We start from the raw sequence: 24,880 nt of genomic DNA on the forward strand, positions 1-24,880 counted from the left end.
GCACAGGAAGCGGCATAACTAAATCACAACAGGAAAACATTGTTTTCAAAAAATGTTTTTTCAACAATAGAACTCAAGATCAAGCGCCTTGTCACGGATTGGATTGTGTTAAAAGCGAAATATAAGACATTTTTACGTAAAGGCGTTCATTCCTTTTTGTGTGGTTTAAGTGTTTTAGTTGTATGTAAAGTATCGACGCTACAAGCGGCTGAGAGTCAGTTATCGCGTAGCATTGTAGAAAGTACGCTTTCAAACGGCCTGAAAGTCATTATCCGTGAGGATCACCGTGCCCCGATTGCAGTGGTACAACTCTGGTATGGTGTGGGAAGTGCCGACGAACCCGGCCACCTTATGGGAATTTCACACGCTTTAGAGCACATGATGTTCAAAGGCACCACCAAAGTACCAGACAATGAGTTCACTCGCTTAAGCCGAATTTACGGCGGTCGTGTCAATGCTGCAACTGCGAGTAACTACACCTATTACTATCAGTTATACCCTAAAGCCTATTTACCATTGGCACTCGAACTCGAGGCCGACCGAATGAAAAATCTACGCATGAGACAGCAAGATTTCGATACCGAAATTCAGGTGGTGATGGAAGAGCGTCGCCAGCGAATTGAAGATAAACCGACTGCTTTAGGATTTGAACGCTTTCAATGGCTTACCTATCCCACCAGTACCTATCGACAGCCTGTCGCTGGATATATTAAAAATCTTCAAAATCTCAAGCTTGATCAGCTCAAAGACTGGTATAAGACTTGGTATACACCAAACAATGCAACATTGGTGATTATTGGAGATGTAGATGCAGAGCAAACACTCAAACAAGTTCACACCTACTTTGCTTCAATCACATCGTCTCCCTTACCCGCACGTAACGATTTGCTTGAATTTGAACGTGTTGGCTACCGACATATGGAATCCAGTTTAGGTGTACAGGTCCCTAACCTTTATATGGCATGGAATGTTAAATCTTTAGTCACCGCTAAAAATCCGCAGGATGCCTATGCGTTGAGTATTATTCAATCCATACTCAATGGTGGTGTTTCTTCACGCTTACAAACTGAGCTGATTCGCAAAAAGAAAATTTTAACATCGATCAATGTCAGTTATGAACCATACAATCGTGGCGATAGCTTGTTTACCATTACCGCACTGCCTGCGCCTGGCATATCACTTCGTGATGCACAGTACGCTATTCAAGAAGAGCTAGACCAACTTAAAACTCAGCCTTTAGATAACAATGAACTACAACGAGTAAAATCAAGGTTCGTTTCACAGTTGGTGTTTAGCCAAGACGATATTGCAGGACAAGCACACATGATTGGAAATCTCGAAGTGAACGGATTAAGTTTTCGTCTGATTGACGAACTGCCAAGCCACTATGAAAGCGTTCAGCCACAAGATATTCAGCGCGTTGCAAATGCTTATTTTGTTCGAGACAACCTGACCACACTGTACTTGCAACCCGCTTCTAAAGATACACAGGCAGATTAACCCATGAACAAAGTCCTCTGCCTAGAACCATTTCAATTACTGCTGCTATCAAGTTTTTTATGTACCACGGTCTACGCCGAAATAACCGATTCGGCAAATGTCATGGCAGAAACTGAAAGCGGACAACTTAAATCACTTCAACAGCTCAGAAGCCTAAAAAGCATATCAGACGATTTGACCAGTAGCGCACCGTATGTGGTCGAACTGCCCGCTCCACAAGGCATTCGCTCGCTATTTGTAGAGTCGCAGGCGCTGCCAATGGTCGACATTCAATTGACCTTTAACGCCGGCTCTGCCAGAGACGAATCACTTGGCAAGGGGCTATATGGTATTGCGAATATGACTGCCAAACTGCTCGATGACGGAATACCCGATTTAAGTGCAGCGCAAATTGCAAATCGTTTTGAGCAATTAGGAGCGAAGCTGAATGTACAAGCTTACCGCGATATGTTTGTGATTCGCTTACGTGTATTGTCTGATCCCCAGAAGCTTAATCCGGCTGTCGATTTAATGCTTGATCTGATTCAACATTCAAGCTTTGAGCCTTCGGGACTCAATTTGATACTGAGCAATACCAATGTGGGACAAAAACAGCTTCAGGAAAATCCGGAACGTTTAAGCAATATTGCCTTGTACCGTGCAATTTATGGCTATCATCCCTATGCAGAGCCAACTAGTGGCACCGTAGTCAGTACAAAAAAACTCACACCCGTCTTATTAAAACAATTTCGCGATACATTTCTAGTGGCGCAAAATATGAACCTCGCTATAACAGGACAGCTCAATGCACTAGAAGCCAAGCAATTATCAGCACGTATTTTTGAACGCCTTCCTCAAGGGCAACTTGCAGCACCACTACCAGATGCACTTGAGCAACAGGGATTTGATGTCCGAATTCTACCTTATGCAGCCACACAGGCGCATGTCAGTATGGGGCACCTAAGCTTGAAACGTAGCGATCCTGACGTTCTGGCGCTTGAAGTTGCCAATCAAATGCTCGGAGGGAATGGCTTTAACTCGGCACTCATGAAAGAATTACGTGTTAAACGCGGCTATACCTACGGCGCATACAGTTCGTTTAGCTTCACCCAATCTTCAGGACTTTTTCAGCTTAATTATTCCACTCAGCAAAAACAACTTCTTGAAAGCATACGCGTGGCGCATCAAACCTTAATCAACTTTGTAAACACACCAATTGATTCAAAGCAACTTCAAGAAACCAAAATAGGCATGCTACGTGCATTTCCAATGAGCTTTAGTAGCAATGCCAGTATTAATGCCCAACTCGGAGCAATTGGCTTTTACGGGTTGCCATCGGACTATTTGACAGAATATCCCAAAGCATTGAATGCGATTAAAGCAGAAGATATTCAGCACGCCATTCGTCGCCACATTCACCCCGACCGCCTTACCGTGATTGTGGCAGGTCAAGATATCAGTTCAGAACAGATTGAAACGCTTTTAAAAGAGAATCTGCACAACTTATCAAGCTCGGCAAAGTCTGTACAAAAATAGCTCAATCGTCTATTGTGGGTCGTCTAAAGAAATTGCTGGATAATAACGCGCTTGAGATTTTTCAAATTGATACGCATGCATCAATTTTAAATAATCACCCAAATCAATCTCAGATTGCTGCAATATGTGCTTGGCCATAATTTGCGTTTTTGGATTATTGGCCTGCTGCGAAAGTGCCACGATATGACGATAATATTGAGTCTTAATCGGCTTATGAAGAGACTGAAAACCAAAGAAAAGAATTGCAGAAATAATCAGAATAACGACGGCATTATAGATTCGTTCAATTTTAAATTCTGACTTAAGTTTTAAAATGTTTTGTTTAGATATGAGCATACCCTACCTCGAATCTGAAGTAGTGTATGACTCATTGAGACTTTTCACAAGTAATCGTGTGAAATGAAACGCATTTTTGAGCACATTAACTGGTTAATGCGCGCACAAAAGCAAAATACAAAATAAATGCAATTAACAAAAGCGTAACGCCAATTGCAAAATAACTTAGTCCCCCTTCGGCATCTGCGGGATGCAAATCATCTTCGTCGGCCAAACGAAGCAGCTCTCCATCGTAAATACGATAAAACTCAGCTTTAAGCTCTGGATCAAGCTGGCGAGTATAATCATACACGCGTTTACGCTGTGCTAAGCAGTAGTCCCCTAAGTGAATTTCTTGGTGAAATACCGCCTCGTCAAGCTGTTGACGATGATATTGAGCCAAGGCAATAATGTCATTACGATCAAAAGGGATGCCAAAGTTAAAGCCATCAATCGTGGTTATCATGTTTTTCTCCTTTGATATAATTCTTCAATTGATTTTAATAAAAAATATTTCAGTTCATTGTTTAATCATGTAAACTTGAAATACAATAAAGTTACCCCACTTATTGTTTGACTTATCCACTAAAATGTAATATTAGTTTAACAATGAACTGTTAAATTGGTTCGCAAGACTGAGATAAGTCTAAAAATGTAATCATAACTACAACTATAAGGAGTTTTTAACTATGATTCAGCAAATCTCTCATCATGAGTTAGAGCATGTATATGCAACTGCAGTCAACACAATTCAATCACAAATGAATTTTCAAGACGCAGTAACACAGCTCGAAGAAGCGGCCCGTGCCGGCCATGGTAAAGCGGCATTGTTCTTGGCAGAACTTTATTATCAAGGTTTTCGCGTAGAACGTGATTCGATGAAAGCCCAGTACTGGCAAAAGATGGCCACAATGCAAGCATAATGAAACGTCACCTAGGTGGCGTTTTTTAATGTCCGGTTAAAAAAAATTACGATTTTATTCAAGACTTAAACGAAACTTAAATCTTTCTTTTTTATAATACAAAAGCATTTTTAGAACATTTATATCATGAGACGCATTACTCACCTTCCCCCAGCTTCTAAAGATTTAATTCTCAAAATTTCAATTCTTAAAACAATGATGTACTGCGGTACACTTTGGGGTCTTTACCATCAAGGCTGGGCAATTAAATCCGACGAAGACAGTTTCATTTTTCCCTTTTGGTTAAATGGTGTACAAGCTCATCGTTATGCCAAAAAGCATTGGCCTAATTATGTTCCAAAAAAAATCAAGCCGCAGGATTTTCAAACCGCTTTATTACCCACCTTAAAGCGGTTAAACGTAACGCCTGCCTTGTTTAGTTCATCGCAGTGCAAATTTAAACTCTCAACTACGCAAATGAGTCATTTCTTTTTTGCGCAATCTCAGTTGAATGTAATGTAAATCCATCTCGTCATAAGTTTTTTTGTAGGAAGTGATTTTTTTGCATAATTGTTGATCAGCCCATATTTGAATTTTGCTTAATTCAAGTTAAGTTTAATGGGAACAACAAAAACATCCAGAGGGACCCGAATATGACCAATGTCGCCCAAGTTTTACATGAAAAACGTGAACACACCGTATATACCATTTCACCGGACGCCACAGTACTTGAGGCCATCACCCTCATGGCAGACAAAGGCATTGGTGCGCTGGTTGTGGTTGAAAATGATGCAGTAGCGGGAATATTGTCTGAACGCGATTATATGCGCAAGATCACGCTGATGGAACGTTCCTCAGACAACACGTTGGTCAGCGAAATCATGACTGCAAAAGTTTTTACAGTTGATAAATCATTTAGTGTAGAAGATTGCTTACAGCTCATGACAGACCGACATTTACGTCACCTTCCAGTGGTCGAAAACGGTAAACTTCAAGGGCTTATTTCAATTGGTGACTTGGTCAAGGCTGCTATGGAAGATCAACGTCAGTTGATCGTACAGCTTAAGCAATATATCTCGGGTTAAGGCTATAAGTTTAAAGCCGTACACGCGCCTAGCACATCGTTGAAGGTGGCTAAGCGTGTGTTTTAGTCACAACATCAATAAATAAAAGCACCTTCATCAATCATTATCGAGATAAATAACGTGTCATGTCCTCAACCCCTTTGAGGGTCATGGGATACATATGCTTCTCAAAAATTTCATCAATCTGTGCAATGGTTTGTGTGTATTTCCAATACCCTTCTTCTTCTGGATTTAACCACGCAGTCTTATCAAAGTGCTGACGCAAACGGCGTAACCACACTTCACCTGACTCATCATTCATATATTCTACCGAGCCACCAACCGATCTTAATTCATATGGCGCCATACTGGCATCACCAACAAAGATCACACGATAATCACGGCCATAAGTATGCAACAAGTCCCAAGTGTTTAAGCGACTTGAGGTACGTCGATAATTATCCTTCCAGACGTAATCATATAAACAATTATGGAAATAAAAGTATTCAAGTGTCTTAAATTCAGTCTTTGCAGCGCTAAATAATTTTTCACATTGCGCCACATGGGCATCCATCGAGCCACCAACATCAAATAACATCAATACCTTAATGCGATTGCGTCGCTCTGGAACCATTTGCACATCTAAAATGCCTTGCTTGGCTGTTTCATGAATAGTTTTGTCGACATCTAGCTCTTCGGCAGCACCTTGACGCGCAAATTTACGTAATCGCCTTAATGCGAGCTGCATTTGCCGAGTACCTAAAACTTGCTCATCATCCAGATTTTGATATTTGCGTTGTTCCCAAACCTTAACCGCAGATTTTTTTCGCCCCGGCCCACCAATGCGAACACCCTCGGGATGATCGCCAAATGCACCAAATGGTGAAGTACCCCCTGTGCCAATCATCCGATTGCCACCTTGATGCTTCTTATGCTGCTCTTGAAGACGTTCTTCGAGCATTTTCATTAGTGCCTCGATCGAGCCTGCCTTTTCAAGTGCCTCTCGTTCTTCAGACGATAAATGCTTTTCTAGTAGTTCTAGATCAAACCAGTCTTTGGGGAGTTTTTGAACCTGTTTAAGCAGCTCATCAAGATCATAGGTTTCGATACCATCAAAATAGTCTTTAATGGCACGATCAAATTTATCGAAGAAACGTTCGTCTTTGACCAAAATAGTTTTGGCCAATTCATAAAATTCCTCTTGATCCGCAAAGACAACGCCTTGAGCAATCGCCTGATTAAGATCAATCAGCTCACGTGTTGTGACCGGAACACCATACTTGCGTAGCGTATAAAACAATCGAACGAACATGGCGCACCATCCTTAACGACGTGTCATAAATGCTAGTCGTTCGAGTAACTGTACATCCTGTTCATTTTTAATCAATGCGCCATATAACGGAGGTATGGCCTTGGTACGATCATGATTGCGTAAGATATCTTCAGGCATATCATCGGCCATAAGCAAGCTGAGCCAGTCGATCAGTTCTGAGGTAGAAGGTGGCTTCTTTAAATTAGGCACTTGTCTGAGTTTAAAGAAAATCTGAAGTGCTTCATTGACCAAGGTATTTGAGATCTGCGGAAAATGCACATCAATAATTTCGCGCATAGTCGCTTCATCTGGAAATTCAATATAATGAAAGAAGCAGCGGCGCAAAAATGCATCGGGTAGTTCTTTTTCATTATTCGAGGTAATAATCACGATCGGACGTTGAATTGCACTAATCGTTTCACCAGTTTCGTACACGTAGAAAGACATTTTATCTAGTTCGTGCAGTAGGTCATTTGGAAACTCGATGTCGGCTTTGTCAATTTCATCAATCAACAACACACATCGCTCCTCGCTACGAAAAGCTTCCCATAATTTGCCGGGTTTAATATAGTTTTTTATATCATAAACACGATCATCGCCTAACTGACTGTCACGCAAGCGAGAAACGGCATCATACTCGTAGAGGCCTTGCTGTGCCTTCGTGGTAGATTTGATGTGCCACGTAATGAGCTTCATGCCTAAACTTTGCGCGACTTCTTCTGCCAGCAAGGTTTTACCAGTGCCCGGTTCACCCTTAATCAACAGCGGCTTTTGCAAAGCGCGCGCTGCTTTTACTGCCAGTTTAAGACCTTCAGTTGCAATATACTGATCTGTACCCGTAAATTGTTGTGCGTCGACAGTCATGTTTTACCTTTATTTTTATTAAACAGAGGATGTGTCCTTGTTTGCGCTATAATTTGACCATAAATAGCCAATCAATAACCCAAGTCCTGTTACAAATAAAATTAAAGACAAATTTGCCCAAATAAGCGGTTGCTCTTTGGTGAGTACACCAAAAATCACACCAAAAATAGCAGGTGCAATTCCGGCATTCACTCCTTCAGAAATTGTGGGCGTGGCCAGTACGGCAAACAGTACAATCCACGTTACGCCACCAATTAGTCGCGGCAAGCGTTTTGCGATACTGTACCAGCACCACAAAACAATTAGGGTTCCGCCCACATAAGCGGTTATGGCAATGCTGTCTTCAGGAACTGAATCCAGCACTGAAAGTAAGCCGCTCCAAATTCCTGCAAGTTGTTCAAGCACCACGTAATCCCTCTGGCTCATCAGATAAGTTGATAAACCCTTCTGGCGGCATTTGGATAAAAAAGCCTTTTGTTTCAAGTGAATCGAGGACATGCAAAACATTGACACGTGCAAGTTTGCGTGTTTGAGAAAGCTCAAGATGCATGACAAATGTCGGACGACCAAATGCCGTACGCAATGTTTCAGGTAAGATTTCTAAAGGATCTTTGCCTTCTACATCATCATTTGGGTAATCTGGACGAGCTATATAAACGTACATCTCATCTTTCTTACTCGATCTGTAAATATCACAGTGCATAAATCACAACTCTCAAAACTCTAAAAAAGCATACATTAAAAAAATCAACAGATACATGAATGTTTTTCAACGCACCAGTCGTACCACATTTTAAATTTCTATCTTCATTTGCGTCGATAGATACTGTTCATCTTGTTGCAGAATCGCAATCAAAGGCTCGGTCAAAAGGCGATAGCGCCAGCCAAGCAGGTATTCGGGTAATTCATCTTCGTGGCGATGAAACACCACATGTTGATACAACGCATTTAACCATTTCTTACGCAGCAAGACTTCTTTGGGTACCTGCGTTTCATTCACGACATTGTCAATCAATTGATTCATTTTACTTGTAATTTCTTGAGATGAATGTCGGATAGGTCTGGCCATACGTAGTGGCCATTCGTGCTGCTCAGGTAAAAATTTAAGTAAATCTAGAATAGTTTTGCCATGCTCTCGCACGATATTGGGACGGATATCCTTAACTTGCGACAACTGAAAGGTATTTTTTGGATTTTTTTCGACCAGATCAATCATGGTCGCATTTTTTAAGATAAAACTGCGTGGCTGGTTGATCGCCTTAATCAGTTGTTCGCGCCACACAGTGAGTTGCTGTAACTGCATCAGTTGACGCCGAGAATGGCGATAATTCGCAACATCGGTATATAGTAAATGCTGGGGTGTTTCGGTTCCAATTTCTTTGGTCAGATGCCGGCAGTCTTCGATCACGAAATCGCACAATTGTTTGGCCTGTAATTGCGCTTTGATTTCATCAGACAATTGTAAAATATACAGTACGTCATTGGCGGCGTATTGGAGCTGTTCTTCACTGAGTGGTCTTGCGAGCCAGTCAGATCGGGTTTGATCTTTTTCGATATCAATATTTAAAATGAGTTTGAGCGCGGCCTGATAGCTCACTTGCAAACCATGGCCTAAAAAAGACAATCCCACTTGGGTATCAAATACATTGTCTAGATATTTACGCTGCGCATAGTGATAAATCAGATCGATATCTTCGCCGCAGGCGTGAAAAACGTTTTGCTCTGCTGCAAAAAGCTTATTCCAAAATTCACTTAAATCGAGTCTGGCCCCATCGAGTAAAAAGACAGTACCATTTAAATTGATTTGAAAAACACCTAATTTAGGCCAAAGCGTATCCACTTTGATGAACTCTGTATCCAGCCCATACACTGAACATTGGTTCATGATTGATAAAACATCAGCAAGTTGATCTTGCTGCTGGATAAACTGAAACATTTTTTCCCGATTTAGCCACAAGGTGCATTTAATATTCTGGCATATATATACCACTTCAATTGCAACTTTTGCCAGACAAACTATTCCTAATATTTTATTTTTTAGACAAACCCACAAAATCGCTTATTTTATAAGCACATTCTTCATTTTATAGTGACCTGCACATTCTAAAATATGCAGGTTCAAATAGACCAAATGATAAAAATCATTCAAAAAGACTATTTCATTTGCATTCGATTATGCACAGCCTGACTCAGGGTATGGCTATCGACATATTCAAGCTCGCCGCCTTGAGGTACACCTTGTGCAATGCGTGTCATATGTATCGGTAAATGCTTGGTGGCTTCGAGCAAATAGTGCGCAGTTGCCTGACCTTCTACCGTTGCATTGGTTGCTAGAATCACTTCTTCAATTTCACCCTGACTCAAACGCTGAATCAGTTGCGGAATACCGATTTCTTCAGGCCCAATACCATCTAGAGGCGACAGATGCCCACCCAATACATGATATTTACCGCGAAAGCTTCCGCTTTGCTCTATGGCCATGACATCTGCGGGTGATTCCACCACACAGAGTACCTGCCCGTCACGTTCATTAGATAAGCAAATATCACAGACCTCATTTTCAGTCAGTGAATTGCAAATACGACAGGCATGAATATGACTTGAAGCTTCATGTAGCGCATGAGACAGCGCAAACGCGCCTTCTCTATTTTTCATGAGCAGATGCAAAGCCATGCGCTGAGCCGATTTCGGCCCAACACTTGGTAAAATTCGCAGTGCTTGAACAAGTTGTTCAAATCGATCGCTAAACACGCTTTATGGGTCCTTAAAATAAACCAGATAGGCCAGGCGGTAAGCCCATGCCTGCATTTGCACCTTTCATTTTTTCTTCTGCAACTGCTTCAGCTTGACGTACCGCGTCGTTTACTGCAGCAGCGATTAAGTCTTCAATCATGTCAGGTTCATCTTGTAGCAGATCCGGACTAATCTCGATACGTTTGACAACAAAACGGCCTGTCATGGTCACTTTAACTAAACCACCACCCGCTTCTGCCTGTACTTCGGTTTTTGCAAGCTCTTCTTTGGCCTTTTTGGTATTGGCTTCCATATCTTTTTGCATGCGCTGTGCTTGCTGCATAAGCATATTAATGTTCATCGGGATTCCTCCAAAAACAGTAAATTTGTTTGACTGTATATAAATTAGATCAGATCAAGTCCGCGTTCGATATCACGGATGATATCAGATACATCTTCCAAGCCCGCAGATAAACGAATCAAACCTTCTTGAATACCGGCGGCCTGTTTCGCTTCAGGCGATAATTTACCATGGGTTGTGGTTGCAGGATGCGTAATCGTCGATTTGGCATCACCAAAGTTACCTGTAATTGAAATAAATCGAGTGTTATCGATTACTTTCCACGCACCTTCACGGCCACCTTTCACCACAAAAGAAACAATGCCACCAAAACCTTTTTGCTGCTTGGCTGCACGTTCATGACCAATATGCTCTGGTAAACCCGCATAATAGACTTTTTCCACTTTCTCATGTTGGTTGAGCCATTCCGCGATTTTTTGTGCATTTTCACAATGCACTCTCATTCTGAGTTTCAGCGTTTCAAGCCCTTTAAGGAAAATCCATGCGTTAAAAGGACTCATCGATGGCCCTAATGTACGTACCACGCCAAAGACTTCCTCAAGCAACTTATGGCTACCTGTGACTGCACCACCTAATGCACGGCCTTGCCCATCGATATATTTAGTTGCAGAGTAGATCACCAAATCTGCCCCTAATTTGAGGGGCTGTTGCAATACAGGTGTACAAAAGCAGTTATCGATCACCAGCATGGCATTTTGTGAATGAGCAATTTCTGACAATGCGGGAATATCAGCAACCTCAGCTAACGGATTCGATGGCGACTCTGCAAATAAGATTTTTGTTTCAGGACGCAAGGCATTTTTCCATGCATCCATGTCGTTTAAATCGACAAAGGTAACCTCTACACCGAATTTTGCGATGTACTTTTCAAACAAAGCCACAATTGAACCAAAAACGGCACGCGAACAAATGACATGATCGCCCGCTTTTAAAAATGCCATACAAACTGACAAAATTGCACCCATTCCCGAGCTGGTCGCAATCGCACGTTCTGCACCATCCATTGCCGCTAGACGCTTTTCAAACATGGCCACCGTTGGGTTGGTAAAACGAGAATAAATATTGCCCGACACTTCACCTGAAAATTTTGATGCCGCTTCAGCTGCATTTTTATAAACAAAAGATGACGTCAAATAAATCGGCTCGGCATGTTCGCCTTCAAAGCTGCGGTTATGACCGGTTCGAATGGATAATGTGTCTACTTGATATTCTAATTCATCGTCATGGCTATGCATTGCTGTGCTCTCAGTCTTAAGACCGCTCATATAAAAATGCCAACATTTTGAGCGTGTCATGTATTTAAGGTCAAGGTAAAAGATCAATTAATCGCTTAGACTGCATCCAAACCCTTTCGGATTTTGGAAAATGCAAAGAATGGATTCACTCAAATCCCTTATTCACAACCAGCAGATCAAGCTTAAACATCTTTCGGCTCGACTCTTTAGGGAAGAATCTCTCGTTATTTCTCAAACTACGCCTTATCAGGTGATTGGTGAGTTTGGGCAAACACGCATCCGCTATTATGCAGCAAGCACTAAACGATATAAAGAACCTCTGGTTTTTGTTGCACCGCTTGCCATCAACATGGCCATTTACGATCTTTATCCGTATCGCTCATTGATTCGTTACTTTCAAGAAAACGGATTTGATATCTATCTGATTGACTGGGGCCGTTTAAGCTATCGTGATCGACATCTGAATTTTTTATCGTTCATCGATGACGCCCTACCGCGTTATTTAAAGATGATTTGCGCACACGCCAAAAGTGATCAGGTGTCGTTGCATGGCTGGAGTATGGCTGGGATTTTTGTCATGCTCTATACCGCCTTGCATCATGCGAAGCATGTAAAAAACCTGATTGTACTGGGAAGCCCTATCGATAGTTATGCCTCGGGAAGAATTGGCAAGCTGTATCGTTTTGTCCATAACACCATCCAAAAAAATCCGTCTCTTGAACGTCGCATTTATGCGGGTTTACCCAAAAAACTGATTCATACGCCGGGCGTGTTAAATGCGTTGGGATTTAAAATTTTAGATCCTAAAGGCTGGATTGATGGTCACGTACAGTTACTTAAAAATCTTGAAAGCAAAAAACTGGTTCAGGAGCATGCCACACTGAGTCACTTTTTAAATAACATGATTGATTATCCGGGGGGAATCAATCAGGACATGCTATTTAATGTTTGGCTACAAAATCCATTAAAAGATGGCAAAATTCAGCTTAAAAATACCATAGTCGATCTAAAGAATATTGATTGCGCGCTTTTGGTGGGTGCAGGTCGTTCCGATCAGCTCGTCACAGCAGACGCGGTAAAACCATTAATTAAATTGACAAACAGTACAGATGTCACGTTTACTCTTATTCCGGGTGGACATCTGGGTTTGATGTCGAGCCAAGCCAGTTCCGAAGAGTTTTGGCCGCAGTTTAAAGATTGGTTAATACAACGTTCAACGCAAATAAAGAAAGAGTAAATCTATGATTCAATCAGTTGCATTTATCGGTTTAGGCGCTATGGGATATCGTATGGCGTCGCATTTACCGAAGCATTTTGACACGGTCTATGTATGGAATCGAAACTTTGAAAAAGCCAAACAACACGCCAATGAGTATGGTACTCAGGCAGTTGAACTTGAACAGGCTGTACAAGCCGATGTTATTTTTTCATGTTTACCTACCAGTAGAGATGTCGAAAACCTGATTGAATCGTTACAACTTAAACCCGGCACCATCTGGGTAGATTGTACCAGTGGCGTGCCAGACTCGGCGCGCACCTTGTCTGAAACACTTAAAGCCCAAAATGTAGATTATCTCGATGCACCAGTGAGTGGTCAGACCATTGGCGCCGAAAATGCAACACTTACCGTGATGGTCGGTGGTGATGCCGCTGCCTTTGAGCGTGCCTATCCGGCGATGCAAGCGATTGGCAAATTGATCAAACATGTAGGTACATCTGGTGCGGGCTTTGCCGTGAAGGCCGTCAACAACATGTTGCTTGCAGTTAACCTGTGGTCGGTGGCAGAAGGATTTACTGCACTCAAAGCCCACGGCGTTAATTTAAATGAAGCGCTAGACTGCATCAATGCCTCAAGCGGAAAAAGTGGCGTGACTGAAACCGTGTTGCCTCAGCGTGTGTTAAATCGAAGCTTTCCGGTCACATTTGCACTTCCGCTCTTAGCAAAAGACACTGGAATTGCATTAGATTTACTGCAATCTGCAAAACTTCCTGCACCAGTGATAGGATTAACGCAAAGCCTGATTCAGGCCGCAAGCGCAACAGCCGACGAAAATAGTGATTTTTCTGCGGCTGTAAAGTTTTATGAATCTTGGAGCAAAATCACACTTGAATAGCCAAAATTTTAAAAGTCGCATGCTTTTACTATAAGCTATTCATACAAGTCATTTTTTAGGTAAGAGAATCATCTAGTGTTCTTTTACCTTTTTTTATTCTTTTCTGTCACCCAAAGGGTAATGACACCATCAACCACCAACACGCCATCGGCTGTGTGTGCCTGAACCTGAATTTCAAAATCACCCGTATGCCAATCTTGTGCAATCGAAGCGGTCAGCTTGATATCTGAGTCGGCCTTCGCCAAATAACTGACTTGCATTCCTTTGGGTAACCAACGTAAATGTTTTGGAACAGATGCTTCTGCCAATACGCCCATTACAAATTCAAGCCCATTACAAATGGCAATCACGTGCACTGTGCCAATATGATTTTCTAAAGATCTTCTTTTCTTGATATGGGCGATACAGCTTTGCGTATCTAAATGCTCAATCACAGGATCAACTGTTTTAAAATAAGGTGCGACCCGACTCACTACTTTAGATAAAACCGTTAAACCACCCGGTATATGGCGGAGTGATTTAAATAGCGCCAATACATCATTTTCATGTAGATGCGGCTGCTTTAAAAATTTTGCTTTTAAACTTGAAATATAATGACTCATGTCTTTGCTCTTTTGAGAATTTGATTGCATTACACTGGGGTGATCTTAACTACCGTACTCAAATCACGCACTAAACTGAAATTGAGGGTATCACCCAGATGCACTTTTGATAACAATAAAAACTGAACCACTCATTTAAAACCATAAAAACTAAGCTCTTTTTATCGCCTCATGAAGTCCAACAAGAATTATCGGCGCTTTTTTACAAGATATGGATGAAATATGAAGCGAAATTACACTTGAGTAATTATTCAGCATTGAATTATTTTTGAAACCCCTTATATTGGGAAATAGGTCGTTACAATTAAGTCGACGATACAAGAGGAAAAGCGCATGAATAAGCTTGCTGTTGCATTTTTTACTGGACTCATTACCTTAAGTGGTGCCTCAGTGTTCGCTGCAACACCTGAACAAGAGTGTAAAAAACTGCAAGATGATTACAACCTCATTTATGCAGCAAAAGGCTTCTGCTTTAAAGATCCGGAAGCGAAAGCCAAATATGGTAATGATAACTGCTTTACCACCAAGCCAAAGTTTTCAGACAAAGAGCAGCAACGACTTGACCAGATCAAAGATCGTCAGAAAGAATTGAACTGTAAATAATCCCTGCTGTTGATGTTGATAAGGAATAAACATGGCTTACGATGACCAAAACATTTTTGCGCGTATTTTACGTGGTGAACTTCCGGCTATAAAAGTGTATGAAGATGATCACGTGCTTGCATTTATGGATATCATGCCTCAGGCCGATGGTCATACACTTGTGATACCAAAAACTCCTGCTGAAACTCTGCTGGATTTACCAGCTGATGCAGCAGCCTACACCATTCAAATTGTGCAAAAAGTTGCGCAGGCAATTGAGAAAGCACTTGATGCAAAAGGCATTGTATTAATGCAATTATCTGGTGCGGCGGCAGGTCAAACGGTTCCACACGTACACTTTCATCTGATTCCAAGTTCAATTCATGAACTCGGCCGCCATGCAGCCCAAATGGGTGATCAAGAGAAAATTGCTGGGTTTGCAGAAAAAATTAAAGCTGCACTCTAGTCGTTATAGAAATTAAAAGGAGCTTCGGCTCCTTTTTTATTGGTCAATTTAAGCATATAGAATAAAGATAAGTTTTCCATAACTCGTCATTAAATTGTCACTTAGTCTTCACCCCTTTGTAACAAAGTTTGCAGATACTGCTTAGCAAGTTGGTGAGCTTATGTAACTTTTTGTACAGAAGCAAACTTATAAAAGTGAATTGGATCTTCTGCCAGTTACAAAAAATCGTGGAGATATTTAATGAAAAAATTGCTTCTTGTTGCTGCTGTTTCAACGTTGGGGTTTAGTACTGTTCAAGCTGCACCTACACTATATGGTAAGTTGAACGTGACTTTGGATCAGGCTGATAATTTCGACTTTGCAGGCAACAACGTGACAGCGCTTAACTCAAATGCTTCACGTATCGGGATTAAAGGCGAAGAAAAATTAACCGATAAACTTTCTGTACTATATTTGGCAGAATGGGCAATTTCGACTGATGGTTCTGGCTCTGACGGTGACTTGAATGCGCGTAACCGTTACTTGGGCTTAAAATTCAAGGATATCGGTAGCCTTAAAGCAGGTAAATACGATTCTTACTTTAAAACTGCGGCGGGTAACAACCAAGACATCTTTAACGATCACACCATTTTGGATATGACCTCTGTACTACATGGTGAAGAGCGTCTGAACAACGTGATTGGCTTTGAAACTGATAAAAATCTGATCATTCCGGGTTTGCAGTTCAATATCATGGCGCAGCAAGGCGAACAAAATACTGGTGACAATACTGCTTTGGGCCAAGAAGGCAAACGTAATGGCTTTGGTGACAGTATTTCAACCTCACTCAGCTACGAAAACAAAAAATATGGTTTGGCTGCTGCTATTGCAGGTAACTTTGGTGTGGCTGGTAAATACAATGCCTACAACCTTTCTGGCATTTACTCAGATGCAATCCGTCTGACCGGTTCGGTTGATTTTGCAACTTATGGTCTAGATGGTTTTGTGGTAGGTGCGTTATGGCAAAATGCCAAACCAACTGACGATACTGTATCGACCACTGCAAGCTCTGTTGTGACCTCATACCGTGGCCTTGAAGAAGATGCTTATGGTATTACTGCAGCGTATGCGTTCCCATCAACACCATGGAAACTCAAAGCTGAATATATTGCCTCAGATACGTCTGTAGATACGCGTTCAGATCGCAAGATTTCACAATATGGCCTTGGGGTAGATTACAACCTCAATAAGCAAGCCCGCTTGTACGGCGTGTTGGCTCAGCAAAAACGTGACTGGTTAGCTAGCGATGATAAGCGTACCGTGATTGGTTTAGGTATGGAATACAATTTCTAAGCCTTACAGCTTACATAAAATAAAAGGGCTAATGCCCTTTTATTTTTTTAAGAAACCCGAAACCAAATTAAGCACATTTTGAATATCTTGATTGGCTTCTTGTGAGTTGGTCTTATCGCCTTGAGGCGTTAACGAGTTGATAATTTGTGGCAAAACTGACGAAATAGCACTATATACATCCTGCTTAGGTGCTTGAGTTTGCTGTGCCACCTGCTCGACCTCTTGATCATCAAAAAGCTGCTCAACCTGCTCCTTAGCCACATCGTGGTTATTGGTTTGCTGAGGATCCACCCAGCTTTGCACCTGAGTACCCAGACCTGCATTTTTAAGCTTATCGAGCGCGCCTTGCAAACCACCTTGCTTTTGAATCCATGCCAAAATAAGTGGTACAACTGCAATCAGTAACGTTTGCGCTGTACTTTTGCCTGCTCCCGTTGCCGATGTATTTGAGCTGTTTCCAAACTGATTGAGCACTGAGCTTAAAATCCCGCCTAATCCAGTATTGGTATTTTGCTGCGGATTCGCTTGTTGCTGCTGCGTTTGGCCACTGAGTTGCCCAAGTACACTACCTAAAATCCCACCCAGCCCGCTATTTTGCGAAGATTGGGAATTATTGCCAAGCGCCTGCTTTGCGAGCGTTTCAACAATATTTTTTAAATCTGTCATTGTTTGAATCCTGCCATCATTTTTTCTATCGTCTTAAACAGCATAGAAAAAGCAGAGAGCGGATTCAAAATACAATTTGTATTTTTTTACTTAACAATGATGTATTACCAACGAAATTTATCCCAGTTTTCAGGGTTGGCCCAAAATTTGGAGTTAAACCAGTCTGGTACATGTTTATAGGTCAAAATGTTAAATTGCCATAACGCAAAATCTGCCTCGTGAAGGGTTTTATCAATTAACTGGGTAAATCCTAATGAGCGCAATAATTTCTCGTCTTGTCTTTTACTGACCACCACAATCCGTTTGGCCATTAAATCACGCAAACGGACCAGTACTTGCGCTTTTTCTGTCTCTGAAATGTTTTGCATTTCAGCGGTATCAAAAACAACAAAACCCAAATCATAACGCTGCGTAAAAGGAAGACTTAAAAACGCATTTACGCTAAAATAATGCCACTGAATTGCGCTATTTTGGTCAATATTCTGACCTATACAAAGTGCAGTATGTATGGGCTGTTCACTTGATAAATCGTCTAGCATAGAAGTGATGACATTCTGTTCAGCCATAACTGCAACCTTTCTTGATGAGAGTTTAAATTCATGGAACTACAAGGCATTTGCCATAAAATGCACGCAGCTGCCAAAGACTGTAGTGTAACTGATCCACACACAAGCAAGGCAAATGTTGAATACAAATTTGTTCTAAATCGTTCAGAAGTTGATCTTCCATTTGTACCGGGCCAAGAAGTCGAAATTGAATGGACAGGTAATATTTATTGCACTTCTTGTGGTGCTAAAACACCTAAATCATATGCACAGGGTCACTGCTTTAAATGCTTTAAAACCAAAGCAGAATGTGACCTATGTATTATGAAGCCCGAAACCTGTCATTATCATTTGGGTACCTGCCGTGAAAATGAGTTTGCACACAATGTGTGCTTTCAGCCGCATATCGTTTACTTGGCGAATTCAAGTGCATTAAAAGTGGGAATCACTCGTATCAGCCACATGCCAACCCGATGGCTTGATCAAGGTGCGACACAAGCCTTACCTATTTTTCGTGTTGGTTCGCGTCGTTTATCGGGTCATATCGAAACTTTATTTGGCTCTCAGGTTGCAGATAAAACTGACTGGCGTAAGCTACTGAAAGGTGAAGCAGAGCCGCTAGACCTTATAGAGCAACGCGATCAGCTTGTGCAAGAATTTGCACCTAAAATTCAGGCGATTCGGGATGAGTTTGGACAAAACCTTGAATTTAATGAAACGATTGAATTGCTTGAAAATGAAAAACCACGCGAATTTATTTATCCGGTAGAGCAATATCCAGAAAAAATTAAATCATTGAATCTGGATAAAACCCCTACCATTCGTGGTGTTTTACACGGGATCAAAGGTCAATATCTGATTTTTGAACAAGGCGTGATCAATGTTCGAAAGTATTCAGGTTATGAACTGATTATCCGTACTTAAATTCAGTTAAAGGAGCTAATCGCTCCTTTTTTAGGTCTGAATCAATTTCAAAATTGCATCTACAGGGTTTTCTGTATCACCCGAAATAAGTTGTTTATGCATACTCAAGTGCTGCAAGGCTTGCAGTTGAGCCGTTTCCGTATGCATGAGCCTCTCTATTTCATTGGCTAAACGCTCGGGAGTCGCATCAGACTGAATCAGTTCTTCGATGACTTTCTTGCCGGCTATAATGTTGGGTAAAGAATAATACTGAATTTTGACCAGAAGTTTGGCAATGATATAAGTGATGGTATTTAACTTATAAAAAGTGACCATTGGACGGTGTAGCAGCATCGCCTCTAAGGTTGCCGTGCCTGATGCCAAGGCGACAACATCACTGGCATTCATCACCTGACGACCAATCTTAGATTCTTTGTCCTGATTTTCGAGCACATGGGTTTTTTTCGCCCATGAACTTGGCTTACTTTGCAAATGGGCTTGGATCTGAGCTTTACGTTGCTCATTAATGGCGGGCATTAAAAATTCAAGTTCAGGATGTTGATTCGAAAGACGCTCGGCTGCTCCCATTAAAAGCGGCATTAATCGTTCGACTTCGCCCTTACGACTTCCCGGTAAAAGCGCAATATAAGTTTTTTCAGGATCAAGATTTAAGGCCTGTTTCGCTTCAACTAAAGGATTTTTTAATGGTAACTGCTTGGCCAGAGGATGTCCCACAAAAGCAGCATTTACCTGATGCTGCGTATAAAAATTTTTCTCGAATGGAAATAGGCACAGCACCAAATCAATCGTTTTTTTAATGCCATGTACCCGACCTTGCCGCCAGGCCCAAACAGACGGACTCACATATTGAACGGTTTTAATCGGAAGATTATTTTCTTTTAATGTTTTAGAAAGACGTAAATTAAAATCTGGTGCATCGATGCCTATAAATACATCTACCGGGTTCTCTGTCCACTTTTGTACCAAGCCATCTCGGACCGCAAAAAGTTTTTTTAAGTCTTTAAGTACTTCAACGATACCCATCACCGATAAGGTTTCCATCGGATAATAGCTTTTAAATCCTTCGGCGATCATTTGTGGGCCACCAATGCCTTCAAATTCTGCATCAATGCCTTGTGCTTTAAAGCTGCGCATTAACTCAACGCCCAGCGTATCGCCAGATACCTCACCAACCACAATTCCGATTTTTAATTTTTGGATAGACAAATGACGAACCTTTTAACGAATTCACAAACACGCTTTGATAGTAACACACTCAAATTTGGAAAATAATTTTTCTATTGATGAGTGCCTTGAGTGTAGCAAAAAATTAAATCATGAATTCAAAATAACGTTGATTCATTATTTTACAATCCAAATTAACGATAAATAAATGATTGTGAGTTACACAAACAAACAATAAAATTAATGATAATTATTTTCATTCTTAAATATGGATATGAACGCTCCACGCTCCCACCTGTTTAAACTTTCTGTCATTGCACTGGCAATTTCTCAAGTACAATTGAGTTATGCTGAAGATGCCACACTGCCAGTCATCAAATTGCAAGCAGAATCAAATGCCGAGAAAAGTTCTGAGCAGACCAAAGCATACATCATAAAAAAAAGCAGCAGTGCCACCAAACTCAACATCGATGCGCAGGAAACACCCCAAACGATCAATGTAGTTACACGCCAGCAAATTGATGATTTTAAGTTAAATTCGACGCGAGATGTTTTGGCTCATACGCCTGGCGTAACTGTACTGAATCAGGAAACCGAACGAACGACATATATGTCACGTGGCTATGAAATTTCAAATATCCTTACCGATGGCGTTGGCTTTCCATTAACCAATTACAATTACAACAATACCAACCCAGATACCTATTTTTATGACCGTGTGGAAGTCGTAAAAGGTGCAGATGCACTCAATAGTGCTTTTGGAGACCCTGGTGCAACCATCAATAATATTCGCAAGCGTCCAACTAAAGATTTTCAGGCGAGTGCAGGCATAAGCTATGGTTCTTGGAATACCCAGCGTTACGAAGCTGATATGTCTGGATCACTGACTTCAGATGGAAGTGTCCGTGGTCGAGTCATGGGTTACGAGCAAACCGGTGACAGTTATCTCGATAAATACTCACTGGAGAAGAATGGTTTTGCAGGAATTTTAGATGCTGATTTGACAGAAAGCACCACATTTACAGTGGGTTATAGCGAGCAAAATCATTTACCAAATGCCAATAATTGGGGAGCTTTGCCACTTTTAGATGGTCAAGGTCAACAAATCAGTTACAGCCGTAGTTATAACCCTGCACCAAATTGGGCATACTGGGACGGTAAAATCCAAAACGCATTTGCTGAACTCAAACAAAAACTTGGCGATACATGGACTGCCAAGCTGACCTATAATCATGAAAAAAATAAAAAAGACAGTCGACTACTGTATTACTTAGGTTATCCGAATGCTGATGGCTCAAATGTCTCACTTTATGCAGGAAGTTATAAGGAAGTAAATCGTCGTAATCAATATAACTTTGACTTGAGTGGCGAATATACGCTCTGGGGCAAAAACCACGAAGCTAGCGTTGGCTATAGTCATGTCAACAGCAAACAAAAAGATCAGCAATCGACTGGCTTTATTAATGACAGCAATGTGAACAATGACTACTCACAAGGTTATTTAAGACAACTTACCACCAATTGGGCCAGTTGGACGCCTCAATCAGTCACATGGTTAGATTTTGCCGAATCTGCTAATTATGAGCAAAACGTCGATTCAATCTATGCAGCGACGCGCCTGCATTTATCTGAAAAGCTCAAATTTATTTTAGGTGGTAATTACATTAAGGCTGAGAGTAAGGGAATAAGTTACGGTTCAGATATGTCGTTTAAAGACGATAAGGTGTCACCATACGCAGGCATTACTTATAGCTTTACGCCTGAATACATGGGCTATGCCAGCTATACTTCAATTTTCAGACCGCAAACAGGGATTGATCAGGCAACCAATCAAGCACTTAAGCCAATCGATGGTAAAAGTTACGAGTTGGGCGTGAAAAGTACATGGTTAGATAATGCATTGGTTGGAAGTTTAGCCGTATTTAAAACCGAGCAGAATAATTATCCACTGAAATCTTCAGACGGAAATCCACTGAATAGGAAAACGCTAACAAGTGATCTGGAATCTCAAGGTGTTGAAGTCACCCTAGCAGGCCAAATCACTGATCACACCAATATAGCATTTGGCTACACACAATTTAGCCTGAAAGATAAAGTCAATGGTGGACAAGCACGTACCTATAATCCAAATCAAACCATCAACCTTTTGGCGACCTATACAGTGCCTGCATTGCCAAAACTCAAGCTCGGTGCAGGTTTGCGTTGGCAAGATGCCACAAAACAATCCGATGTAGGTTTAGGCACCTCTTACCTGATTAAACAAGATGCCTATACATTGATCGACCTGATGGCAAGTTACGATGTGAATGAACATTTGAGCATACAAGCCAATGGTAAGAATGTGACCAACAAAAAATATTTAAACAGCTTTCCAGACGGTCAGGCCTATTATGGCGAGCCTGCAAATTATACCGTCAGTGTAAAGTTTAAATACTAAGACTTTATGGCTATGAAGCAGCATGCTGCATAGCCAATTGCTGCTTTGGGAAACTGGTTACCATGAAAAAAACTGCACGTCTCGATTACACATACACCATGGCTGTAATCTATCGATTTATCCTTGCTTTTGTAGTGGGCTTTGTTGCAACAGCACTGCTTTCAGTTGCCCTCACCTCTATTTTAAATTTAGTACAACCCAAAGCAGAGTCGATTTATCTCGCAGGCTTTCTTTCAATATTATTTTATGTATTTTTTGTGATCTTCTCTTTTTGTATTCATTCACTTGTCAAATTAAGTCTATTCAGTGGCTTAGTTTGCTTATTTTTCTACCTGCTCATTGTAGGAGTAACTTGAGCCATGCAAAAAAATATTCGTCAATCCATGGCATGGTTACATTCTTGGACAGGTCTTTTACTGGGCTGGCTACTTTTTGCAATCTTTTTGATGGGTTCGATGTCGTATTACCGTCACGAAATCACCATGTGGATGCAACCCGAATTAGCTCAGTACGATGTCGCTCAAGAAACAGCCCTTAAAACAGCCTATCAATATCTAGATGTGCATGCTCATGATGCTAAATCGTGGTATATCGGTGTAGCATCTGAAAAGTCACCTGTGAATAATGTGTATTGGCAAAAAGCAGATGGTGGATTTGAACGCAAAACTTTAAATCCAGTCACAGGTCAAGAGCTGCAATTATCTGCGACCAAAGGCGGCGATTTCTTTTATGAATTTCATTTCCAGCTTTTTGGCGTACCCTATCTGATCGGTCGCATCATTGTGTGTATTGCTGCCTTTATCATGTTGATTGCTTTGGTTTCGGGCATTATCACGCATAAAAAAATCTTCACCGACTTTTTTACTTTAAGAACATTTAAATCGCAGCGCTCTTGGCTCGATTTTCACAATGTTTCTTCTGTACTGGCTTTACCTTTTTTTCTGACCATTACATTTACCGGACTGGCTATTTTCTTTTATATTTACCTGCCTTGGGGGATGCAAAAACTCTATCCTGACGACCCCTTTCAGTATTTTAAAGAAATTCGTGCTAAAGCTGCCGAGCAAACTGTTGTACCGAGTACACGCCAAGACTTACCAATCAACACACTGCTTGCTACAGTACATAAAGAATGGGGCGATACAACATTCGATTCTGTAAGCGCGCAAAACCCGAACACTACACACAGTCAAATTACGTTCACGCAAAGTAAAGATGAAACGATTACCCAAAATCGTCCAACACTGACCTTAAACGCTCAAACTGGTGAAGTGATAGCCAACACTCGAAATGACAGTGCTATTGCAACATTGAGTTTTGGCGTATATGGCTTACACATGGCAACTTTTGCACAACCCCTACTTCGCCTTGGCTTCTTTTTCTCGGGTATTTTGGGGTGTTTTATGATTGCCTCAGGATTATTACTATGGAGCTTAAAACGTCAATTACAAAATAAACAGCAGCGTTTTCATTTCGGGCATTATTTGGTAGATCGGCTCAATGTGGCGTCATTTGTGGGCTTACCGATTGCTATGCTGAGTTATTTATTTGCAAATCGTTTAACCGATGTACAGGCTTCTACAGCAAACTATGAAATTATCAGTTTCTTTACTGTCTGGCTCAGTAGTTTTTTGCTGGCGATTATCACGCCAAGACAATTACTGTGGCAATCACAACTGAGCGTTTTTATTTTTTGTTCGATCTCTCTCGCATGTTTTAATTTGATGTATCTCCTTCAGCACGATTATGTTCATCATATCTCAAGCTATTGGATTTTTTTACGTATTGATCTTATGCTGATTATATTTGCCGGACTGGCTTTGTTTATTTTAAAAAATATTCATCCCATTCAAACGCATGCACACAAGAAATTAAGTAAAAAAATTCATTCTACCAAAAACACTAAAAATACTGAGGTCAATGCCTCATGATTGATCTCATTACCTTTTTATTGATCTTACTCGGTATGTTCTTGCTTTACGCTGTGAGTACAAAACAGATAGAAAAAACCAAAAAATCAAGATTTCATCTACTCACCCGATCGGCATCCATCACCAGATGTATCGCTTGGTTATGTTTTCTCGCTGCGTGCGGATCACTTACTTATATTTACGGCAACAGCATTGGAATTGTGAGCTGGTTTATTTTTGCAACGCCGTTGGCTTTTTTATTGATTTGCACAGTAAACGATCTCAAAGCAAAAGCTAAATGATTGCTTTAGCGTTTTTTTGCATAAGCAAATCATTT

The 24,880-nt window shown here is 41.1% G+C and carries 29 protein-coding genes; 15 read left to right on the forward strand and 14 right to left on the reverse strand.

Going from position 1 to position 24,880, the window contains the following annotated elements; translation table 11 throughout:
- The first annotated feature begins 156 nt into the window (after positions 1-156).
- Complete coding sequence (locus KCV09_RS05990) at positions 157-1,500, forward strand: M16 family metallopeptidase (RefSeq protein WP_228301588.1); 1,344 nt, start codon at positions 157-159, stop codon at positions 1,498-1,500.
- 3 nt (positions 1,501-1,503) lie between these two features.
- The gene (locus tag KCV09_RS05995) at positions 1,504-3,015 is read left to right on the forward strand and encodes a M16 family metallopeptidase (protein ID WP_212515684.1); all 1,512 of its coding nucleotides are present in this window, start codon (positions 1,504-1,506) and stop codon (positions 3,013-3,015) included.
- A 9-nt stretch (positions 3,016-3,024) separates the two neighbouring features.
- On the opposite strand, the gene KCV09_RS06000 is transcribed toward KCV09_RS05995, so the two are convergent.
- Both KCV09_RS06000 and KCV09_RS06005 read right to left on the reverse strand, forming a co-directional pair.
- Positions 3,025-3,351 (reverse strand): hypothetical protein, encoded by a 327-nt coding sequence (locus KCV09_RS06000; protein WP_004948039.1) that lies wholly within the window; start codon positions 3,349-3,351, stop codon positions 3,025-3,027.
- An 85-nt stretch (positions 3,352-3,436) separates the two neighbouring features.
- A complete protein-coding gene (locus tag KCV09_RS06005) occupies positions 3,437-3,796 on the reverse strand; it encodes a hypothetical protein (RefSeq protein WP_004938610.1) in 360 nt (119 codons plus the stop codon).
- Between the two features lie 223 nt (positions 3,797-4,019).
- On the opposite strand from KCV09_RS06005, the gene KCV09_RS06010 reads away from it, so the two are divergent.
- The 3 genes from KCV09_RS06010 to KCV09_RS06020 all read left to right on the forward strand — a co-directional run bounded on the left by KCV09_RS06010 (position 4,020) and on the right by KCV09_RS06020 (position 5,317).
- Positions 4,020-4,253 carry an SEL1-like repeat protein gene (locus KCV09_RS06010; protein ID WP_004938612.1) on the forward strand — a complete coding sequence of 78 codons (234 nt, stop codon included), beginning with the start codon at positions 4,020-4,022 and terminating at the stop codon, positions 4,251-4,253.
- Between the two features lie 126 nt (positions 4,254-4,379).
- The gene (locus tag KCV09_RS06015) at positions 4,380-4,754 is read left to right on the forward strand and encodes a DUF2750 domain-containing protein (RefSeq protein ID WP_004938614.1); all 375 of its coding nucleotides are present in this window, start codon (positions 4,380-4,382) and stop codon (positions 4,752-4,754) included.
- A 131-nt stretch (positions 4,755-4,885) separates the two neighbouring features.
- Complete coding sequence (locus KCV09_RS06020) at positions 4,886-5,317, forward strand: CBS domain-containing protein (protein ID WP_004938616.1); 432 nt, start codon at positions 4,886-4,888, stop codon at positions 5,315-5,317.
- A 103-nt stretch (positions 5,318-5,420) separates the two neighbouring features.
- Here the strand turns inward: KCV09_RS06020 and KCV09_RS06025 are convergent, their stop codons facing one another.
- The 8 genes from KCV09_RS06025 to KCV09_RS06060 form a co-directional block, all read right to left on the reverse strand.
- Positions 5,421-6,608 (reverse strand): vWA domain-containing protein, encoded by a 1,188-nt coding sequence (locus KCV09_RS06025; protein ID WP_055414621.1) that lies wholly within the window; start codon positions 6,606-6,608, stop codon positions 5,421-5,423.
- 12 nt (positions 6,609-6,620) lie between these two features.
- Positions 6,621-7,472 carry an AAA family ATPase gene (locus KCV09_RS06030; protein WP_004938619.1) on the reverse strand — a complete coding sequence of 284 codons (852 nt, stop codon included), beginning with the start codon at positions 7,470-7,472 and terminating at the stop codon, positions 6,621-6,623.
- Positions 7,473-7,490: 18 nt separating this feature from the next.
- Positions 7,491-7,877: a hypothetical protein gene (locus KCV09_RS06035; protein ID WP_025094797.1), complete on the reverse strand. Its 387-nt coding sequence runs from the start codon at positions 7,875-7,877 to the stop codon at positions 7,491-7,493.
- The gene (locus tag KCV09_RS06040) at positions 7,870-8,175 is read right to left on the reverse strand and encodes a YcgL domain-containing protein (RefSeq protein WP_004938621.1); all 306 of its coding nucleotides are present in this window, start codon (positions 8,173-8,175) and stop codon (positions 7,870-7,872) included. Before KCV09_RS06040 ends, KCV09_RS06035 begins: the two co-directional genes overlap by 8 nt.
- A 90-nt stretch (positions 8,176-8,265) precedes the next feature.
- Positions 8,266-9,408, reverse strand: coding sequence for a ribonuclease D (locus tag KCV09_RS06045; protein ID WP_212515685.1), 1,143 nt, complete (start codon positions 9,406-9,408; stop codon positions 8,266-8,268).
- Positions 9,409-9,626: 218 nt separating this feature from the next.
- Positions 9,627-10,223: a recombination mediator RecR gene (gene recR, locus KCV09_RS06050; RefSeq protein WP_004948051.1), complete on the reverse strand. Its 597-nt coding sequence runs from the start codon at positions 10,221-10,223 to the stop codon at positions 9,627-9,629.
- Positions 10,224-10,236: 13 nt separating this feature from the next.
- Positions 10,237-10,566, reverse strand: coding sequence for a YbaB/EbfC family nucleoid-associated protein (locus KCV09_RS06055; protein WP_004938624.1), 330 nt, complete (start codon positions 10,564-10,566; stop codon positions 10,237-10,239).
- A 44-nt stretch (positions 10,567-10,610) separates the two neighbouring features.
- Entirely contained in the window at positions 10,611-11,801 is a 1,191-nt protein-coding gene (locus KCV09_RS06060; RefSeq protein WP_004948053.1) for an O-succinylhomoserine sulfhydrylase, read from the reverse strand.
- 139 nt (positions 11,802-11,940) lie between these two features.
- Here KCV09_RS06060 and KCV09_RS06065 point away from each other — a divergent pair, with 139 nt between their 5' ends.
- Positions 11,941-13,038 (forward strand): alpha/beta fold hydrolase, encoded by a 1,098-nt coding sequence (locus KCV09_RS06065; protein WP_228301589.1) that lies wholly within the window; start codon positions 11,941-11,943, stop codon positions 13,036-13,038.
- 4 nt (positions 13,039-13,042) lie between these two features.
- On the forward strand, positions 13,043-13,915 hold the full coding sequence (locus KCV09_RS06070) for an NAD(P)-dependent oxidoreductase (protein WP_151815595.1): 873 nt from the start codon (positions 13,043-13,045) through the stop codon (positions 13,913-13,915).
- Positions 13,916-13,998: 83 nt separating this feature from the next.
- Here the strand turns inward: KCV09_RS06070 and KCV09_RS06075 are convergent, their stop codons facing one another.
- Positions 13,999-14,517 carry a hotdog fold domain-containing protein gene (locus KCV09_RS06075; protein ID WP_119689612.1) on the reverse strand — a complete coding sequence of 173 codons (519 nt, stop codon included), beginning with the start codon at positions 14,515-14,517 and terminating at the stop codon, positions 13,999-14,001.
- Positions 14,518-14,850: 333 nt separating this feature from the next.
- On the opposite strand from KCV09_RS06075, the gene KCV09_RS06080 reads away from it, so the two are divergent.
- The 3 genes from KCV09_RS06080 to KCV09_RS06090 all read left to right on the forward strand — a co-directional run bounded on the left by KCV09_RS06080 (position 14,851) and on the right by KCV09_RS06090 (position 16,897).
- On the forward strand, positions 14,851-15,120 hold the full coding sequence (locus KCV09_RS06080) for a YARHG domain-containing protein (protein WP_004938629.1): 270 nt from the start codon (positions 14,851-14,853) through the stop codon (positions 15,118-15,120).
- A 31-nt stretch (positions 15,121-15,151) separates the two neighbouring features.
- Positions 15,152-15,565 (forward strand): HIT family protein, encoded by a 414-nt coding sequence (locus KCV09_RS06085; RefSeq protein WP_025094803.1) that lies wholly within the window; start codon positions 15,152-15,154, stop codon positions 15,563-15,565.
- A 240-nt stretch (positions 15,566-15,805) separates the two neighbouring features.
- On the forward strand, positions 15,806-16,897 hold the full coding sequence (locus KCV09_RS06090; RefSeq protein WP_212515686.1) for a porin: 1,092 nt from the start codon (positions 15,806-15,808) through the stop codon (positions 16,895-16,897).
- Between the two features lie 39 nt (positions 16,898-16,936).
- Here KCV09_RS06090 and KCV09_RS06095 read toward each other — a convergent pair whose 3' ends face one another.
- A complete protein-coding gene (locus tag KCV09_RS06095; protein WP_055414627.1) occupies positions 16,937-17,563 on the reverse strand; it encodes a YidB family protein in 627 nt (208 codons plus the stop codon).
- Between the two features lie 104 nt (positions 17,564-17,667).
- Positions 17,668-18,129: a DUF6231 family protein gene (locus KCV09_RS06100; RefSeq protein WP_025094806.1), complete on the reverse strand. Its 462-nt coding sequence runs from the start codon at positions 18,127-18,129 to the stop codon at positions 17,668-17,670.
- A gap of 33 nt (positions 18,130-18,162) precedes the next feature.
- Here KCV09_RS06100 and KCV09_RS06105 point away from each other — a divergent pair, with 33 nt between their 5' ends.
- A complete protein-coding gene (locus KCV09_RS06105; protein ID WP_004938639.1) occupies positions 18,163-19,032 on the forward strand; it encodes a DUF2797 domain-containing protein in 870 nt (289 codons plus the stop codon).
- Positions 19,033-19,062: 30 nt separating this feature from the next.
- Here the strand turns inward: KCV09_RS06105 and lpxB are convergent, their stop codons facing one another.
- Positions 19,063-20,238, reverse strand: coding sequence for a lipid-A-disaccharide synthase (gene lpxB, locus KCV09_RS06110; protein WP_212515687.1), 1,176 nt, complete (start codon positions 20,236-20,238; stop codon positions 19,063-19,065).
- Positions 20,239-20,470: 232 nt separating this feature from the next.
- Here lpxB and KCV09_RS06115 point away from each other — a divergent pair, with 232 nt between their 5' ends.
- The 4 genes from KCV09_RS06115 to KCV09_RS06130 all read left to right on the forward strand — a co-directional run bounded on the left by KCV09_RS06115 (position 20,471) and on the right by KCV09_RS06130 (position 24,845).
- The gene (locus tag KCV09_RS06115; RefSeq protein WP_228301573.1) at positions 20,471-22,633 is read left to right on the forward strand and encodes a TonB-dependent siderophore receptor; all 2,163 of its coding nucleotides are present in this window, start codon (positions 20,471-20,473) and stop codon (positions 22,631-22,633) included.
- A gap of 62 nt (positions 22,634-22,695) precedes the next feature.
- A complete protein-coding gene (locus KCV09_RS06120; protein ID WP_151815599.1) occupies positions 22,696-22,989 on the forward strand; it encodes a hypothetical protein in 294 nt (97 codons plus the stop codon).
- A 3-nt stretch (positions 22,990-22,992) separates the two neighbouring features.
- A complete protein-coding gene (locus tag KCV09_RS06125; RefSeq protein WP_151815600.1) occupies positions 22,993-24,564 on the forward strand; it encodes a PepSY-associated TM helix domain-containing protein in 1,572 nt (523 codons plus the stop codon).
- Positions 24,561-24,845 carry a DUF1634 domain-containing protein gene (locus tag KCV09_RS06130; protein WP_151815601.1) on the forward strand — a complete coding sequence of 95 codons (285 nt, stop codon included), beginning with the start codon at positions 24,561-24,563 and terminating at the stop codon, positions 24,843-24,845. The genes KCV09_RS06125 and KCV09_RS06130 overlap by 4 nt, the downstream gene beginning before the upstream one ends.
- Positions 24,846-24,880: the final 35 nt, after the last annotated feature.

It is taken from the genome of Acinetobacter soli, assembly GCF_018139125.1.
Taxonomy (GTDB): Bacteria; Pseudomonadota; Gammaproteobacteria; order Pseudomonadales; family Moraxellaceae; genus Acinetobacter; species Acinetobacter soli.